General features: G+C 67.2%; 8 protein-coding genes. 2 read left to right on the top strand and 6 right to left on the bottom strand.

All coding sequences use genetic code 11. The annotated features are described in order from the left end of the window. Positions 1 to 5 precede the first annotated feature (5 nt). From T8T98_RS00935 to T8T98_RS00925, 3 genes are all read right to left on the bottom strand, one after another. On the bottom strand, positions 6 to 887 hold the full coding sequence (locus T8T98_RS00935) for an SDR family oxidoreductase (protein ID WP_251104320.1): 882 nt from the start codon (positions 885 to 887) through the stop codon (positions 6 to 8). 101 nt (positions 888 to 988) lie between these two features. Then, complete coding sequence (locus tag T8T98_RS00930) at positions 989 to 1,225, bottom strand: DUF2312 domain-containing protein (RefSeq protein WP_160734439.1); 237 nt, start codon at positions 1,223 to 1,225, stop codon at positions 989 to 991. A 96-nt stretch (positions 1,226 to 1,321) separates the two neighbouring features. Continuing rightward, complete coding sequence (locus T8T98_RS00925; RefSeq protein ID WP_160734438.1) at positions 1,322 to 1,645, bottom strand: DUF1244 domain-containing protein; 324 nt, start codon at positions 1,643 to 1,645, stop codon at positions 1,322 to 1,324. 47 nt (positions 1,646 to 1,692) lie between these two features. Here T8T98_RS00925 and pyk point away from each other — a divergent pair, with 47 nt between their 5' ends. Next, complete coding sequence (gene pyk, locus T8T98_RS00920) at positions 1,693 to 3,147, top strand: pyruvate kinase (protein ID WP_251104321.1); 1,455 nt, start codon at positions 1,693 to 1,695, stop codon at positions 3,145 to 3,147. A gap of 60 nt (positions 3,148 to 3,207) precedes the next feature. On the opposite strand, the gene gltX is transcribed toward pyk, so the two are convergent. Beyond that, positions 3,208 to 4,554, bottom strand: coding sequence for a glutamate--tRNA ligase (gene gltX, locus T8T98_RS00915; RefSeq protein ID WP_251104322.1), 1,347 nt, complete (start codon positions 4,552 to 4,554; stop codon positions 3,208 to 3,210). Positions 4,555 to 4,603: 49 nt separating this feature from the next. Between gltX and T8T98_RS00910 the strand changes: the two genes are divergently transcribed. Further along, on the top strand, positions 4,604 to 5,512 hold the full coding sequence (locus tag T8T98_RS00910; RefSeq protein WP_251104323.1) for a hypothetical protein: 909 nt from the start codon (positions 4,604 to 4,606) through the stop codon (positions 5,510 to 5,512). Positions 5,513 to 5,617: 105 nt separating this feature from the next. Here the strand turns inward: T8T98_RS00910 and rpoC are convergent, their stop codons facing one another. Both rpoC and rpoB read right to left on the bottom strand, forming a co-directional pair. Further along, positions 5,618 to 9,940, bottom strand: a complete 4,323-nt coding sequence (gene rpoC / locus T8T98_RS00905) for a DNA-directed RNA polymerase subunit beta' (RefSeq protein ID WP_251104324.1) — start codon at positions 9,938 to 9,940, stop codon at positions 5,618 to 5,620. Positions 9,941 to 10,002: 62 nt separating this feature from the next. Continuing rightward, entirely contained in the window at positions 10,003 to 14,196 is a 4,194-nt protein-coding gene (gene rpoB, locus T8T98_RS00900; RefSeq protein WP_251104325.1) for a DNA-directed RNA polymerase subunit beta, read from the bottom strand. Positions 14,197 to 14,636 lie beyond the last annotated feature (440 nt).

The raw sequence follows: 14,636 nt of genomic DNA, 5'->3' as shown, positions 1-14,636 counted from the left end.
GCTGGTCAGCCGTTGACGACTGTCCCGCCGTTGGGATGCAGGACCTGCCCCGACATGTAGGACGAATCCTCGCAGGCAAGGAAGAGGAACGCGGGCGCGACCTCGTTCGGCTGGCCCGGGCGGCCCATCGGCGTGCTCTCGCCGAAGTGCTCGACTTTCTCGGGCGGGGCACCGCCGCAGGGGTTCAGCGGGGTCCAGATCGGGCCCGGGGCGACCGCGTTGACGCGAATGCCCTCGCCCACCAGGTTCTCGCTCAGCGAACGGGTGAAGGCGGTGATCGCGCCCTTGGTCGCCGAATAGTCGAGCAGCCCGCCCGAACCCTTGTACATCGTCACGCTGGTGCAATTGACGATCGCCGCCCCCGGCCGGAGGTGCGGCCGGGCGGCCTGGGTGAGATAGAACATCGAGAAGATATTGGTCTGGAACGTGCGCTGCAGCTGTTCCTCGGTGATGTCGGTCACGTCGTCGTCCGGGTGCTGCTCGCCCGCGTTGTTGACCAGCACGTCGAGCCGGCCCCAGCGGTCGATCACCGCGCGCACGAGGCCGTCGGCGTGCTTGGGATCGCCCAGATCGCCGGCGGACAGCAGTACTTCGGCGCCTTCGGCCTCGCACAGCTCGCGGGTCTTGTTGGCGTCGTCATGCTCTTCGAGATAGGCGATCGCCACATTCGCCCCCTCGCGCGCGAAGAGGACGGCGGTCGCCCGGCCGATGCCGCTGTCGCCACCGGTGACGATCGCCACCTTGCCCTTCAGCCGGCCGGAACCGGGATAGCGCGGCTCCCACTCGGGCTTGGGCTCCAGCGCCGATTCGTGCCCGGGCAGGCCCGGGTCCTCGGCGGTTTCGTCGATATGCGCCTTGTCGAGCGTCTTCAGGTCTTCGTCTGCCATCGCTTGGTTTCCTGCATTGTCGAACTGGGGGACATGCAGAACCAACAGCCGCGGCGCCCGGGCCGTTCCGAGAAAGCGCCACGGTTCGACCGGCAGGACCGTCAGCCCAGCCCGAGCGCGGCCTTGTAGGTGTCGAGCACCATTTCCATCTCGGCGCGATCGTCGGGCGTCATCTTCCGCAGGCGGACGATCTGGCGCATGATCTTGGTGTCGTAGCCGACGGCCTTGGCCTCCGCGTAGACATCGCGGATATCGTCGGCGATGCCCTTCTTTTCCTCCTCGAGGCGTTCGATGCGCTCGATCAGCAGGCGCAGGCGGTCGTCGGTGGCTTCAGCCATCTGTTGCTTCTCCGAAAAATGGCAAGAATCGTTGGCCCCGTCCGTTAGCGGGCGGGCCGGTGGCGGTGAACCCGCCTTTCCACAGCTTGCGCCGATTCAGCGCAAGTCGGCGCGGTTGCGGGTCAGGCTCGCCTCCATCCGGGCGATCTGTTCCTCGGTCGCGGGGGCCTGGTGGCGGGCCTTCCACTCGTCCTGCGGCATGCCGTGGATCAGCTCGCGCGCGGCGGCCTTGTCGCCCGCGTAGCCGGCATCGCGAATCCAGTCGGCCAGGCAATTGCGGCAGAACCCGGCGAGGCCCATCAGGTCGATGTTCTGGGCATCGTGCCGGTGGCGCAGGTGGCGCACGAGCCGGCGGAAGGCCGCGGCCGCCACCGCGTCGTCGAGCCGGTCGAGCGGATCGGGGGAATTCGTATCCGTCATTGCGTTTTCCTTGTCTTGCAACGTTCGTCTGGCATAGCGCATCGGGCATGCAAAAGCTCGATCCGCGCGCCCGCAAGGTCAAGATCCTCGCCACCACCGGCCCCGCCAGCCGCGAACCGGAGATGCTGCGCAAGCTTTTCCGCGCCGGCGCGGACGCGTTCCGCGTCAACATGAGCCACGGCGACCACGCCACCCACGCGCAAACGATCCGCGCGATCCGGGCGCTGGAGAAGGAATTCGCCCGCCCGATCGCGATCCTGTGCGACCTGCAGGGCCCCAAGCTGCGGGTGGGCGAATTCAGGGACGGGCAGGCGGTGATCCGCCATTCGGGGCACTTCACGCTCGACCGCAATCCCGAACCGGGGGACGAGACGCGGGTGCATTTGCCGCATCCCGAGCTGTTCGGCCTGCTGGAAAAGGGCCAGCGCCTGCTGATCAACGACGGCAAGATCCGCCTGCGGGTGATCCGGGCGAACGAGGACGAGATCTTCTGCTCGGCCGAAGTCGGCGGCGTGATCTCCGACCGCAAGGGCGTGAACGTGCCCGATGCCGAAGTGCCGATCCCCGCGCTGACCGAGAAGGACCGGCGCGACCTGGCCTTCGCGATCGAGCACGGGGCGGACTGGATCGGCCTCTCGTTCGTCCAGCGGCCCGAGGACCTGGCCGAAGCGCGCAAGCTGATGGGCGGGCGCGGCTCGCTCTGCGCCAAGATCGAAAAGCCGATGGCGGTGCGGCGCCTCGACGAGATCGTCGAGCTGGCCGACGGGATCATGGTCGCGCGCGGCGACCTGGGGGTGGAACTGGAACCGCAGGAGGTCCCCCCGCTGCAGAAGAAGATCGTCAACAAGGCGCGCACCGCGGGCAAGCCGGTGATCGTGGCGACGCAGATGCTCGAATCGATGATCGAGAGCCCGGCCCCGACCCGCGCCGAGGTGTCCGACGTCGCCAACGCGGTCTACGACGGGGCCGATGCGGTCATGCTCAGCGCCGAGACCGCGGCCGGCGACTGGCCGGAAGAGGCCGTCACGATCATGGACAAGATCGCCGCCCAGGTCGAACGCGACGATGCCTACCTCGAACGGGTGCGCTTCCTCGACACCCCGCCCGACCGCACGACCGCCGACGCGCTGTCCCACGCCTGCATGACGATCGCGGACACCGTCTCGATCTCGGCGATCACGGTCTTCACCGGTTCGGGCAGCACGGCGCGCCGCGTGGCCCGCGAACGGCCGAGCGTGCCGATGCTGGTCCTGACGCCTTCGATGACGACGGCGCGGCGCGTGGCGCTGCTGTGGGGCGCGCACCCGGTGGCGACCAAGGACATCGGCAGTTTCGAAGAGATGATCGCCAAGGGCAAGCGCATGGCGCTGCGCCACGGGTTCGGCAAGGCGGGATCGAAGCTGATCGCGCTCGCCGGCGTTCCCTTCGGAACCCCGGGCAGCACCAACCTGCTGCACGTCGTCACCCTGACCGGCGACGAACTGGCCCGCCGGCAGGACTGATCGCCGGCGGCGCCGGACCCTGCGGCCCGGACCTTCCCGAACGCCTGCCCCGCGCGGCCTTCAGGCGGCGGCCGCGCTCTCGAGCCGGCGGCGCGCCTCGTCCTCGCCGATCAGCGGCAGCAGTTCGGCCATGTCGGGGCCATGGTCCATCCCGGTCAGCGCCTGGCGCAGGGGCAGGAACAGCGCCTTGCCCTTGCGGCCCGTCGCTTCCTTCAGCGCGGCGGCAAGGCTGCGCCAGGGATCGTCGCCCCAGTCGAGCAGCCGCGCCGCCTCGGCCAGGAAGGCACGGTCTTCCGGGGCGAAGGCGGGCGGTTCCACCGGGCCGGTGACGAGGCGCCACCACTCGGCCGCCTCGCCGACATGCGACAGGTTGGGCCGGATCGCGTGCCATCCGGCAGCGCCCATCCCTTCGGGCAGGCGATCCGCGACGGCGGCGTAATCGAGCTGGTGGACGATCGCGGCATTGATCCGCTCCAGCTCGCCGTCGTCGAAGCGCGCCGGCGCGCGCCCGAACGTCGCGAGGTCGAAACCGGCGAGCAACGCATCGCGCTCGGCGATCGGTTCGACCGGAAGCGACGTGCCGAGCCGGGCGAGCAGCGCGAGCAGCGCCTGCGGCTCTATCCCCCGCGCGCGCATGGCGTCGCAGCCGAGCGAACCGAGCCGCTTCGACAGCTTGCCCTCGCGCCCGACCAGCAGCGCCTCGTGCGCGAAGCGGGGAACCTGCCCGCCCAGCCCGGCGGCGACGAGCGCCTCGAACATCTGGATCTGCACGGCGGTGTTGGAAACGTGGTCTTCCCCGCGCAGGACATCGGTGACGCCCATCGCGAGATCGTCCACCGCGCTCGGCAGCATGTAGAGCCACGAGCCGTCGGCGCGGCGGACGACGGGGTCGGAAAGCTGCGCCGGATCGAACTTCTGCGGCCCGCGCACGCCGTCGTCCCACGCGATCGGTTCGCCGTGGTCGAGCTGGAAACGCCAGTGCGGGGCGATCCCCGCCGCCGCCTTCGCCGCATGGTCCTTCTCGCCCAGCGCCAGCGCGGCGCGGTCGTAGATCGGCGGCAGGCCGCGCCCGAGCAGGATCTTGCGCTTCAGCTCCAGTTCCTGCGCGGTCTCGTAACAGCGATAGACCCGGCCGGCGGCGCGCAGGGCCTCGAACGCGCGCTCGTAGTGCTCCAGCCGCTCGGACTGGCGCTCCTCGCCATCGGGCTCCAGCCCCAGCCAGGCCAGGTCGTCGCGGATCGCCGCGACATGTTCCTCGCGGCTGCGTTCCGCGTCGGTATCGTCGATCCGCAGCAGGAACCGCCCGCCCTGCTTGCGCGCGAGCATCCAGTTGTGCAGCGCGGTGCGGATATTGCCGACATGCAGGCGCCCGGTCGGCGAAGGGGCGAAGCGGGTGGTCACGGTCATCGCGCCGGGCTAGACAACTTGGCGAACAAGGCAAGTGGGAGCGGCCGCGATGAAAGCCTCTGCAGCCGGGTGGACAGCGACGATCGTCCTCGCGCTGGCCGTCGCATGGCCGGGCGCTGCAGACGCCACGACTTACGTGACGGAGACATTCACCTGCCCGATCGGCGGGGAAAAGTTCAAGGCGCGCTCGGTCGTCAGCAACATCACCTTCGGCCAGCGCCCCGACGGCAAGCCTTACAGCCCGCTCCCGGTCTATCCGATCCCCGAATGCCCTTCGAACGGCTTCCTCCTGTTCGAGAAGGATTTCGGCGAGGACGAACTGGCCGTTCTGGCCGCGGCGATCGCGACCGACGAATACCGCGCGATGCGCGACCGCGAGACCCCGCGCTACCGCGCGTGGTGGCTGATGACCCGCCTGAAGCGGCCCGCGCTGGAGCGCGCCTACATGCTGTTCCAGGCACCGTGGGAGAGCGACGACGACTGGGATCGCAAGGTCCGCTACATGGCCGCCTTCGTCAACGAGGTCGCGGCACTGGAACGCACCGAGGACGAGGCCGATGCCTGGTTCTGGATAACGCTGCGCGCCGCCAACAGCCTGCGCGAGCTGGGCCACTTCGACAAGGCCGCCGCGATGATCGAACGGGCGACTGCACCCGGCAACCTGCCCGGCGATCCCGAGGCGGCCGAAGGCGCCCGGACCTATGTCGCTGCGCTGGCCGCGCTGGTCGCGGAACGCAACCCGTTGTCCGAGCCCGCCAGCCTCGTGCCCGCGCGCTTTGCCGCGGTCCGCTGCACGGTGCCGCGCCCGGCCCTGACCCCGTCGGAGGAGCGGGCCTGCGCCCGGCCGGAGGTCGCCGAAGCCGTGGCCGAGTTCAAGACCCGGGACGACGAGGGCCGCAAGCTGACGGGCGAGGCCGCGATACGCTTCCTCGACCAGCGCCGCCGCGCGCAAGACTGAACCTCGTGCCCCTGCCGCCTGAAGCGCTTCGCGGGCGGCGGACAGGAAAAGGGCCCCGCCGGATCGCTCCGACGGGGCCCTTCTCGTTTCATGGCGGCGAGGGGGTTATTCGCCTTCGGCCGGCTTGCTCGCCTCGCCCTCTTCGCCCTGCTGCAGGTATTCGCCCGCATCCGCGTCGGTGCCGTGGGTTTCCCCCTCGACCCGGGCCAGCGGATCGTCGCCCAGCGCGGCCTCCGAGCCCTGGGCCAGTTCGGCCTCGCGCTCTTCGGCGGCGGTCTGCGCGGCGAGCAGCGCTTCCTGCTGCTTCTTCCACGTCGCCCGCAGGGCCGCGTCGCGGCTGGAGGCGGTGACGCGCGCCCGGTTCATCGCCGCGCCGGTGCCGGCGGGGATGAGACGGCCCACGATCACGTTCTCCTTCAGGCCGACCAGCGTGTCCTTCTTGCCTTCGACGGCCGCCTGGGTGAGCACGCGGGTCGTTTCCTGGAACGACGCGGCGGAGATGAAGCTGCGGGTCTGCAGGCTGGCCTTGGTAATGCCGAGCAGGATCGGCGTGCCTTCGGCCGGCTTCTTGCCCTTGGCCAGCCTGGCGTTGACCTCGTTCATCTCGCCCAGGTCGACCTGTTCGCCCGGCAGCAGCGTGGTGTCGCCGCCATCGGTGATCTCGACCTTCTGCAGCATCTGGCGAACGATCACCTCGATGTGCTTGTCGTTGATCTTCACGCCCTGCAGTCGATAGACTTCCTGGATCTCGTTCACGAGGTACTCGGCCAGCGCCTCGACCCCCAGGACTTCCAGGATGTCGTGCGGATTGGGCGAGCCGGAGATCAGGGTGTCGCCCTTCTTGACGAGGTCGCCTTCCTGGACGTCGATCACCTTGGTCTTGGGGATCAGGTACTCGACCGGATCACCTTCCTCGGGAACGATCGCGATCTTGCGCTTGGCCTTGTACTCGCGGACGAACTCGATCTTGCCGGAGATCTTGGCGATGATCGCGTTGTCCTTCGGCACGCGCGCTTCGAACAGCTCGGCAACACGCGGCAGACCGCCGGTGATGTCGCGCGTCTTGGCGGCTTCGCGCGAGGCGCGGGCGAGGATGTCGCCCGCCTCGACCTGCTGGCCGTCCTCGACCGAGAGCGAAGTGCCGGGGGCGAGCATATAGCGCGCGGCCTCGGTTTCCTCGCCCTTCTTGCCTTCCTCGCCCAGCAGGGTGAGGCGCGGGCGCAGGTCTTCCTTCTTCTTGCGGCCGCTGGTCCGCAGCTCGGTCACCACGCGCTGCGCGATGCCGGTGGCTTCGTCCACGCGCTCTTCCATCGTCGTGCCGTCGACCAGGTCCTGGTAGCGCACGACGCCCGACTGCTCGGTGATGATCGGCAGGGTGAACGGGTCCCACTCGGCCAGGCGGTCGCCTTCCTTCACCTGGGCCCCGTCCTCGAACATCAGGACGGTGCCGTAGGGCACCTTGTGGATCTCGCGCTCGCGCCCTTCGGCGTCGATCACGGCCAGCTCGCCATTGCGGGCGAGCGACAGGATCCGGCCCTTCTTGTCGGTGATGGTCGGCATGTCGCGATAGACGACCTTGCCGTCCGACACCGCCTCGAGGTGGGAGGTTTCGTTGAGCTGCGCGGCGCCGCCGATGTGGAAGGTCCGCATCGTCAGCTGCGTGCCCGGCTCGCCGATCGACTGGGCGGCGATCACGCCGACCGCCTCGCCGATGTTGACCGGCGTACCGCGCGCCAGGTCGCGGCCGTAGCAGCGGGCGCAGACGCCCTGTTCCGCCTCGCAGACCAGCGGCGAACGGATCTTGGCGACCTGCACTTCGGCATCCTCGATCGTCTTCACCATCGCCTCGTCGAGCAGGGTGCCCGCCTTGACGATGACTTCGCCGCTCGACGCATCGAGGATATCCTCGGCCACGGTCCGGCCCAGGATACGCTCGCCGAGCGAGGCGATCACCGAGCCGCCCTGCACGATGGCGCGCATTTCGAGGCTGTTTTCGGTCTTGCAGTCATCTTCGACGATCACGCAGTCCTGCGACACGTCGACCAGGCGGCGGGTCAGGTAGCCCGAGTTCGCCGTCTTGAGCGCGGTGTCGGCGAGACCTTTACGAGCACCATGGGTCGAGTTGAAGTATTCAAGGACGGTCAGGCCTTCCTTGAAGTTCGAGATGATCGGCTGTTCGATGATCTCGCCCGACGGCTTGGCCATCAGGCCGCGCATCCCGGCGAGCTGCTTCATCTGGGCGGGCGAACCACGCGCGCCCGAATGGCTCATCATGTAGATCGAGTTGATCTCCGCCTCGCGGCCGTTCTCGTCCTTCGGCCGGGCCTTGATCATTTCCATCATCGCGTCGGCCACCTGGTCGCCGCAGCGGCTCCAGGCGTCGATCACCTTGTTGTACTTTTCCTGCTGGGTGATCAGACCGTCCTGGTACTGCTGTTCGTAGTCGGCGACGAGCGCCTTGGTTTCCTCGACCAGCTTTTCCTTCTCGCCCGGGATGATCATGTCGTCCTTGCCGAACGAGATGCCGGCGCGGAACGCGTGGCGGAAGCCGAGCGACATGATCGCGTCGGCGAACAGCACCGTGTCCTTCTGGCCGGTGTGGCGATAGACCTGGTCGATGACGTCGCCGATTTCCTTCTTGGTCAGCAGGCGGTTGACGATGTCGAACGGAACCTTGTGGCTCTTCGGCAGGCATTCGCCGATCAGCATGCGGCCCGGGGTCGTCTCGAACCGCTTCATCGCGATCTCGCCGTTCTCGTCGGCCTGCGGGACGCGGCTGACGATCTTGGAGTGCAGCGTGACCGCGCCGACGTGCAGCGCTTGGTGCACTTCGGCCATGTCGGCCAGGACCATGCCCTCGCCCGGCTCGCCCTCGCGGTCCATCGACAGGTAATAGAGGCCCAGGACCATGTCCTGCGACGGCACGATGATCGGCTTGCCGTTGGCGGGACTGAGGATGTTGTTGGTGGACATCATCAGCACGCGCGCTTCCAGCTGCGCCTCGAGGCTCAGCGGGACGTGGACGGCCATCTGGTCGCCGTCGAAGTCGGCGTTGAACGCGGCGCAGACCAGCGGGTGCAGCTGGATCGCCTTGCCTTCGATCAGCACCGGCTCGAACGCCTGGATGCCGAGGCGGTGAAGCGTCGGCGCGCGGTTGAGCAGGACCGGGTGCTCGCGGATCACTTCATCCAGGATATCCCAGACTTCCTTGCGCTCCTTCTCGACCCACTTCTTCGCCTGCTTGAGGGTCATGGACAGACCCTTGGCGTCGAGGCGGGCGTAGATGAACGGCTTGAACAGTTCGAGCGCCATCTTCTTCGGCAGGCCGCACTGGTGCAGCTTGAGCTCCGGGCCGGTCACGATGACCGAACGGCCCGAATAGTCGACGCGCTTGCCGAGCAGGTTCTGGCGGAAGCGGCCCTGCTTGCCCTTGAGCATGTCGCTGAGCGACTTGAGCGGGCGCTTGTTGGCGCCGGTGATCACGCGGCCGCGGCGGCCGTTGTCGAACAGCGCATCGACCGCTTCCTGCAGCATGCGCTTTTCATTGCGGACGATGATGTCCGGCGCGCGCAGTTCCATCAGGCGCTTCAACCGGTTGTTGCGGTTGATGACGCGGCGATAGAGGTCGTTGAGGTCCGAGGTCGCGAAACGGCCGCCGTCGAGCGGCACCAGCGGGCGCAGTTCGGGCGGGATGACCGGCACGACTTCGAGGATCATCCACTCGGGCCGGTTGCCCGATTCGATGAAGCTTTCGACGACCTTCAGGCGCTTGATGATCTTGGCCGGCTTGAGCTTCGACTTCGTCGTTTCCAGCTCTTCCAGCAGGTCGGCGCGTTCCTGCTCGAGGTCGAGGTCCATCAGCATGTTCTTCACCGCTTCGGCACCGATGCCGGCGGTGAAGGCGTCCTCGCCATATTCGTCCTGCGCCTCGAGAAGCTCGTCCTCGGTCAGCAGCTGGAACTTCTCGAGCGGGGTCAGGCCCGGCTCGGTGACGATATAGGCCTCGAAGTAGAGCACCCGCTCGAGCTGCTTGAGCTGCATGTCGAGCAGCAGGCCGATGCGGCTGGGCAGCGACTTGAGGAACCAGATGTGCGCGACCGGGGCGGCCAGCTCGATATGGCCCATGCGCTCGCGGCGGACCTTGGTCACGGTCACTTCGACGCCGCACTTCTCGCACACGACGCCCTTGTACTTCATGCGCTTGTACTTGCCGCACAGGCACTCGTAATCCTTCACCGGGCCGAAGATGCGCGCGCAGAACAACCCGTCGCGCTCGGGCTTGAACGTGCGGTAGTTGATCGTTTCCGGCTTCTTGATCTCGCCGAACGACCAGGAACGGATGCGCTCGGGGCTGGCGATGCCGATCTGGATCTGGTCGAAGGTTTCCGGCTTCGCGAGCTGGTTGGTGAATTTGGTCAGTTCGTTCATGACTTCGTTTCCCTAGCGGGTGAATTCGCGGGCGGCGGGTGGAACGGGCTCGCGCCCGTCCCTTATTCCGCAGCCTCCGGCCACTGGTCCTCGTCGTCTTCCTCGTCGCTGAGCGACTTGAGTTCGACGTTGAGGCCCAAGCTGCGCATTTCCTTGACGAGCACGTTGAAGCTCTCCGGGATGCCGGCCTCGAACGTGTCGTCGCCCTTGACGATCGCCTCGTAGACCTTCGTCCGGCCGATCACGTCGTCCGACTTCACGGTGAGGATTTCCTGCAGCGTGTAGGCGGCGCCGTAGGCCTGGAGCGCCCAGACCTCCATTTCCCCGAAGCGCTGGCCGCCGAACTGCGCCTTGCCGCCCAGCGGCTGCTGGGTGACGAGCGAGTAGGGGCCGATCGAACGGGCGTGGATCTTGTCGTCGACCAGGTGGTGCAGCTTGAGCATGTACATGTGCCCGACGGTGACCTTGCGGTCGAAGGCGTCGCCGGTGCGCCCGTCGTAGAGCGTCACCTGGCCCGAGCCGTCGAGCCCGGCCCGTTCGAGCATCCGGGTCACGTCCGCCTCGCGCGCGCCGTCGAACACCGGGGTGCCCATCGGAACGCCCTTGGTCAGGTTGCCGGCCAGCTCGACGATCTCGGTCGGCGAACGCGCCTCGATCTCGTCGTGGTACTGCTCGCCGTAGACTTCCTTCAGCTTCTCGCGCACCGCTTCCGGCGGCTTGCCGGCCTGCGGGTCGGGGTTGGCTGCGCGCCAGTCTTCCAGCGCGGCGGCGACCTGCTGGCCGAGACCGCGCGCGGCCATGCCGAGGTGCGTCTCGAAGATCTGCCCGACGTTCATGCGCGAAGGCACGCCCAGCGGGTTCAGCACCATGTCGACCGGGGTGCCGTCTTCCATGAACGGCATGTCCTCGACCGGCAGGACGCGGCTGATGATACCCTTGTTCCCGTGGCGCCCGGCCATCTTGTCGCCGGTCTGCAGCTTGCGCTTCACCGCGACGAAGACCTTGACCATCTTCAGCACGCCGGGGGCGAGCTCGTCACCGCGTTCGAGCTTCTCCTTGCGGTCCTCGAACTTCTCCTCGATGCCCTTCACCGCCTCGTCGTACTGCGACTTGACCGCTTCGAGCTGTGCCTGGCGGTTGTCGTCGGCGACGGCGAACTTGAACCACTCGTGGCGCTCGACGCTCTCTAGAACCTCCTCGGTGATCTCGGTGCCCTTCTTCACGCCCTTGGGCGCTGCCGAAGCGGTCTGCCCCAGCAGCATGTCGCGCAGGCGGTTGTAGGTCGCGCGGTTGAGGATCGCGCGTTCATCCTGGCTGTCCTTGCGCAGGCGCTCGATTTCCTCGTTCTGGATCGCGCGGGTACGGTCGTCGATCTCGATCCCGTGGCGGTTGAACACGCGGACTTCGACCACCGTGCCCGAAACGCCCGGCGGCAGGCGGAGCGAGGTGTCGCGCACGTCGCTGGCTTTTTCGCCGAAGATCGCGCGCAGGAGCTTTTCCTCCGGCGTCATCGGGCTTTCGCCCTTGGGCGTGATCTTGCCGCACAGGATGTCGCCCGGGTGCACTTCGGCGCCGATGTAGACGATGCCCGCCTCGTCGAGGTTGCGCAGCGCTTCCTCGCCGACATTGGGAATGTCGCGGGTAATGTCTTCCGGGCCGAGCTTCGTGTCGCGGGCCATGACTTCGAATTCCTCGATATGGATCGAGGTGAAGACGTCGTCCTTCACGATGCGTTCGGAGATGAGGATCGAGTCCTCGTAGTTGTAGCCGTTCCAGGGCATGAAGGCGACGAGGCTGTTCTTGCCCAGCGCCAGTTCGCCCAAGTCGGTCGAGGGCCCGTCGGCGATGATGTCGCCCGGCTCGACCGTGTCGCCCACCTTCACCAGCGGGCGCTGGTTGATGCAGGTGTTCTGGTTCGAGCGCTGGAACTTCTGCAGCGTGTAGATGTCGACGCCCGACTGACCGGGTTCGACGTCGCCGATCGCGCGGATCACGATGCGGGTCGCGTCGACCTGGTCGACCACGCCGCCGCGGGTCGCGGTGATCGCGGCGCCCGAATCGCGGGCCACGGTCTCTTCCATCCCGGTGCCGACGAAGGGCGCCTCCGCCCGCACCAGCGGCACGGCCTGGCGCTGCATGTTCGAACCCATCAGCGCGCGGTTGGCGTCGTCGTTCTCGAGGAACGGGATCAGCGACGCGGCGACCGAGACGAGCTGCTTGGGGCTGACGTCCATCAGCGTGATCTGTTCACGCGGGAGCATCACGAACTCGCCTTCCTGGCGGGCCGAAACCAGCTCCTCGACGAACGAGCCGTCGTCGTTGAGTTCGGCCGAGGCCTGCGCGACGGCGTGCTTCTGCTCTTCCATCGCCGACAGGTAGATCACCTCGCCGGTGACCTTGCCGTTCTCCACCTTGCGGTACGGGGTCTCGATGAAGCCGTACTTGTTGACGCGGGCGAAGGTCGAAAGCGAGTTGATCAGGCCGATGTTCGGGCCTTCGGGCGTCTCGATCGGGCAGATCCGGCCATAGTGGGTCGGGTGAACGTCGCGCACCTCGAAGCCCGCCCGCTCGCGCGTCAGGCCGCCCGGGCCAAGCGCCGAGACGCGGCGCTTGTGGGTGACTTCGGACAGCGGGTTGGTCTGGTCCATGAACTGCGAGAGCTGCGACGAACCGAAGAACTCGCGCACGGCGGCGACCGCCGGCTTGGCGTTGATCAGGTCGTTCGGCATGACGGTCGAGACATCGACGCTGCTCATGCGTTCCTTGACCGCGCGCTCCATGCGCAGCAGGCCGACGCGGTACTGGTTTTCCAGCAGCTCGCCCACCGAGCGCACGCGGCGGTTGCCGAGATTGTCGATGTCGTCGACTTCGCCCTTGCCGTCTTTCAGGCCGACCAGCTCCTTCACCACGGTCAGGATGTCTTCCTTGCGCAGCGTGGTGACGGTGTCCTCGGCATCGAGGCCGAGGCGCATGTTGAGCTTGACCCGGCCGACGGCCGAGAGGTCGTAGCGTTCGGAATCGAAGAACAGCCCCTCGAACAGCGCCTCCGCCGTTTCCTTCGTCGGCGGTTCGCCGGGGCGCATGACCTTGTAGATCGCCTCCAGCCCCTCGTCGCGGTTTTCGGCCTTGTCGACCTTCAGCGTGTTGCGAATCCACGGGCCGGTGTTGACGTGATCGATGTCGAGCAGCTCGATCCGGTCCACGCCCGCCTTGTCCAGCAGTTCCAGATTTTCGGGGCCGACTTCGTCGCCGGCCTCGATCCAGATGCGGCCGGTCGATTCGTCGATCATGTCGTTCGCGGCGTAGCGGCCGATGATCTCCTCGGTCGGGATCAGGAGGTTTTCCAGCCCGTCCTTCTTCGCCTTGTTGGCGGCGCGCGGCGAGATCTTCTGGTTGGCGGCGAAGATCTCTTCACCGGTTGCGGCATCGACCAGCGGGAAAGCCGGCTTGGCCCCGCGCCACTGTTCGGGCACGAACGGCATCTTCCAGCCTTCACCGGCCTTGCCCGACACGCGTTCCCAGGCGACGGTATCGTAGAAGTAGTGGAGGATTTCCTCGCTATCGAGGCCGAGGGCATAGAGCAGCGCGGTGACCGGCAGCTTGCGCTTGCGGTCGATGCGCACGTTCACGATGTCCTTCGCGTCGAATTCGAAATCGAGCCACGAGCCGCGATAGGGGATCACGCGGGCGGCGAACAGCAACTTGCCCGACGAGTGCGTCTTGCCCCGGTCGTGGTCGAACAGGACACCCGGCGAACGGTGCATCTGCGACACGATCACGCGCTCGGTACCGTTGATCAGGAAGGTGCCGTTCTCGGTCATGAGCGGCATGTCGCCCATGTAGACGTCCTGCTCCTTGATATCGAGGACGGAGCGGGTCTCGGTCTCCTGATCCACCTCGAACACGATCAGGCGCAGCGTGACCTTCATCGGCGCAGCGTAAGTGATGCCGCGCTGGCGGCACTCGGTCGTGTCGTACTTCGGCGGCTCGAGCTCGTAGTGAACGAAATCCAGCTCGGCCGTTCCGGCGAAGTCGCGAATCGGGAAGACCGAGCGCAGGGTCTTCTCCAGGCCGGAGACATAGCCGGTGGCCGGATCGGAGCGCAGGAACTGCTCGTAGCTTTCCCGCTGCACCTCGATCAGGTTGGGCATCTGGACGACTTCGTGGATGTCGCCGAAAATCTTGCGGATGCGCTTCTTCGCGGTGCCGGTGTTGGCCGATGCCTTGGGGCCGGTCGCCTTTGCCTTGGTCGCCATGGAGGTGATTCGCCTCTTTCCTTATGCGCGCGGTCGATGCGCGCGCCCAGATTCAATTACTCGCACTGCGCAGTGAATGCGGAAGGCCATATTCGACGCAAAAACAGCCGCATGCCAGGATGCCGCCCCGCTCCGGGGCCGCTGGCTGCAGCTGGTCGTATCGTCGCGATATGGCAGTGTGCAGCTTCTATTCTGGCACCGACCCCGCGCATGATCGGCCTGTCTCGAAGCTGACGTGTGCGCGCCATTTAAGGCCGCGGAGCGCTGGCGTCAACCGGGCAGGCGCCCCGCGCCGGGCCGGCGGGAACATATGGGGCGCCCACCAATTCCCTGTATCGGTTGACGATTTTCGGCCGAACGGCTTAGCTGCCCGGCAGGCGACGGAGTCGCGCCGCCGGCCCTGGCCGCAGGCGGGTGGCGGGCACGGCCCGGACCCGGAT

This window comes from Pelagerythrobacter marinus (assembly GCF_034375205.1).
Lineage (GTDB): Bacteria > Pseudomonadota > Alphaproteobacteria > Sphingomonadales > Sphingomonadaceae > Pelagerythrobacter > Pelagerythrobacter marinus.
Note: the sequence above shows the minus strand (reverse complement) of the source record. Positions and strands in the feature narration are given on the sequence as shown.

What these genes read in the sequence shown, in the direction of transcription:
- T8T98_RS00935 (WP_251104320.1), bottom strand. Translation starts at nt 887, where the DNA reads ATGGCAGACGAAGACCTGAAGACGCTCGACAAGGCGCATATCGACGAA.
- T8T98_RS00930 (WP_160734439.1), bottom strand. Translation starts at nt 1,225, where the DNA reads ATGGCTGAAGCCACCGACGACCGCCTGCGCCTGCTGATCGAGCGCATC.
- T8T98_RS00925 (WP_160734438.1), bottom strand. Translation starts at nt 1,645, where the DNA reads ATGACGGATACGAATTCCCCCGATCCGCTCGACCGGCTCGACGACGCG.
- pyk (WP_251104321.1), top strand. Translation starts at nt 1,693, where the DNA reads ATGCAAAAGCTCGATCCGCGCGCCCGCAAGGTCAAGATCCTCGCCACC.
- gltX (WP_251104322.1), bottom strand. Translation starts at nt 4,554, where the DNA reads ATGACCGTGACCACCCGCTTCGCCCCTTCGCCGACCGGGCGCCTGCAT.
- T8T98_RS00910 (WP_251104323.1), top strand. Translation starts at nt 4,604, where the DNA reads ATGAAAGCCTCTGCAGCCGGGTGGACAGCGACGATCGTCCTCGCGCTG.
- rpoC (WP_251104324.1), bottom strand. Translation starts at nt 9,940, where the DNA reads ATGAACGAACTGACCAAATTCACCAACCAGCTCGCGAAGCCGGAAACC.
- rpoB (WP_251104325.1), bottom strand. Translation starts at nt 14,196, where the DNA reads ATGGCGACCAAGGCAAAGGCGACCGGCCCCAAGGCATCGGCCAACACC.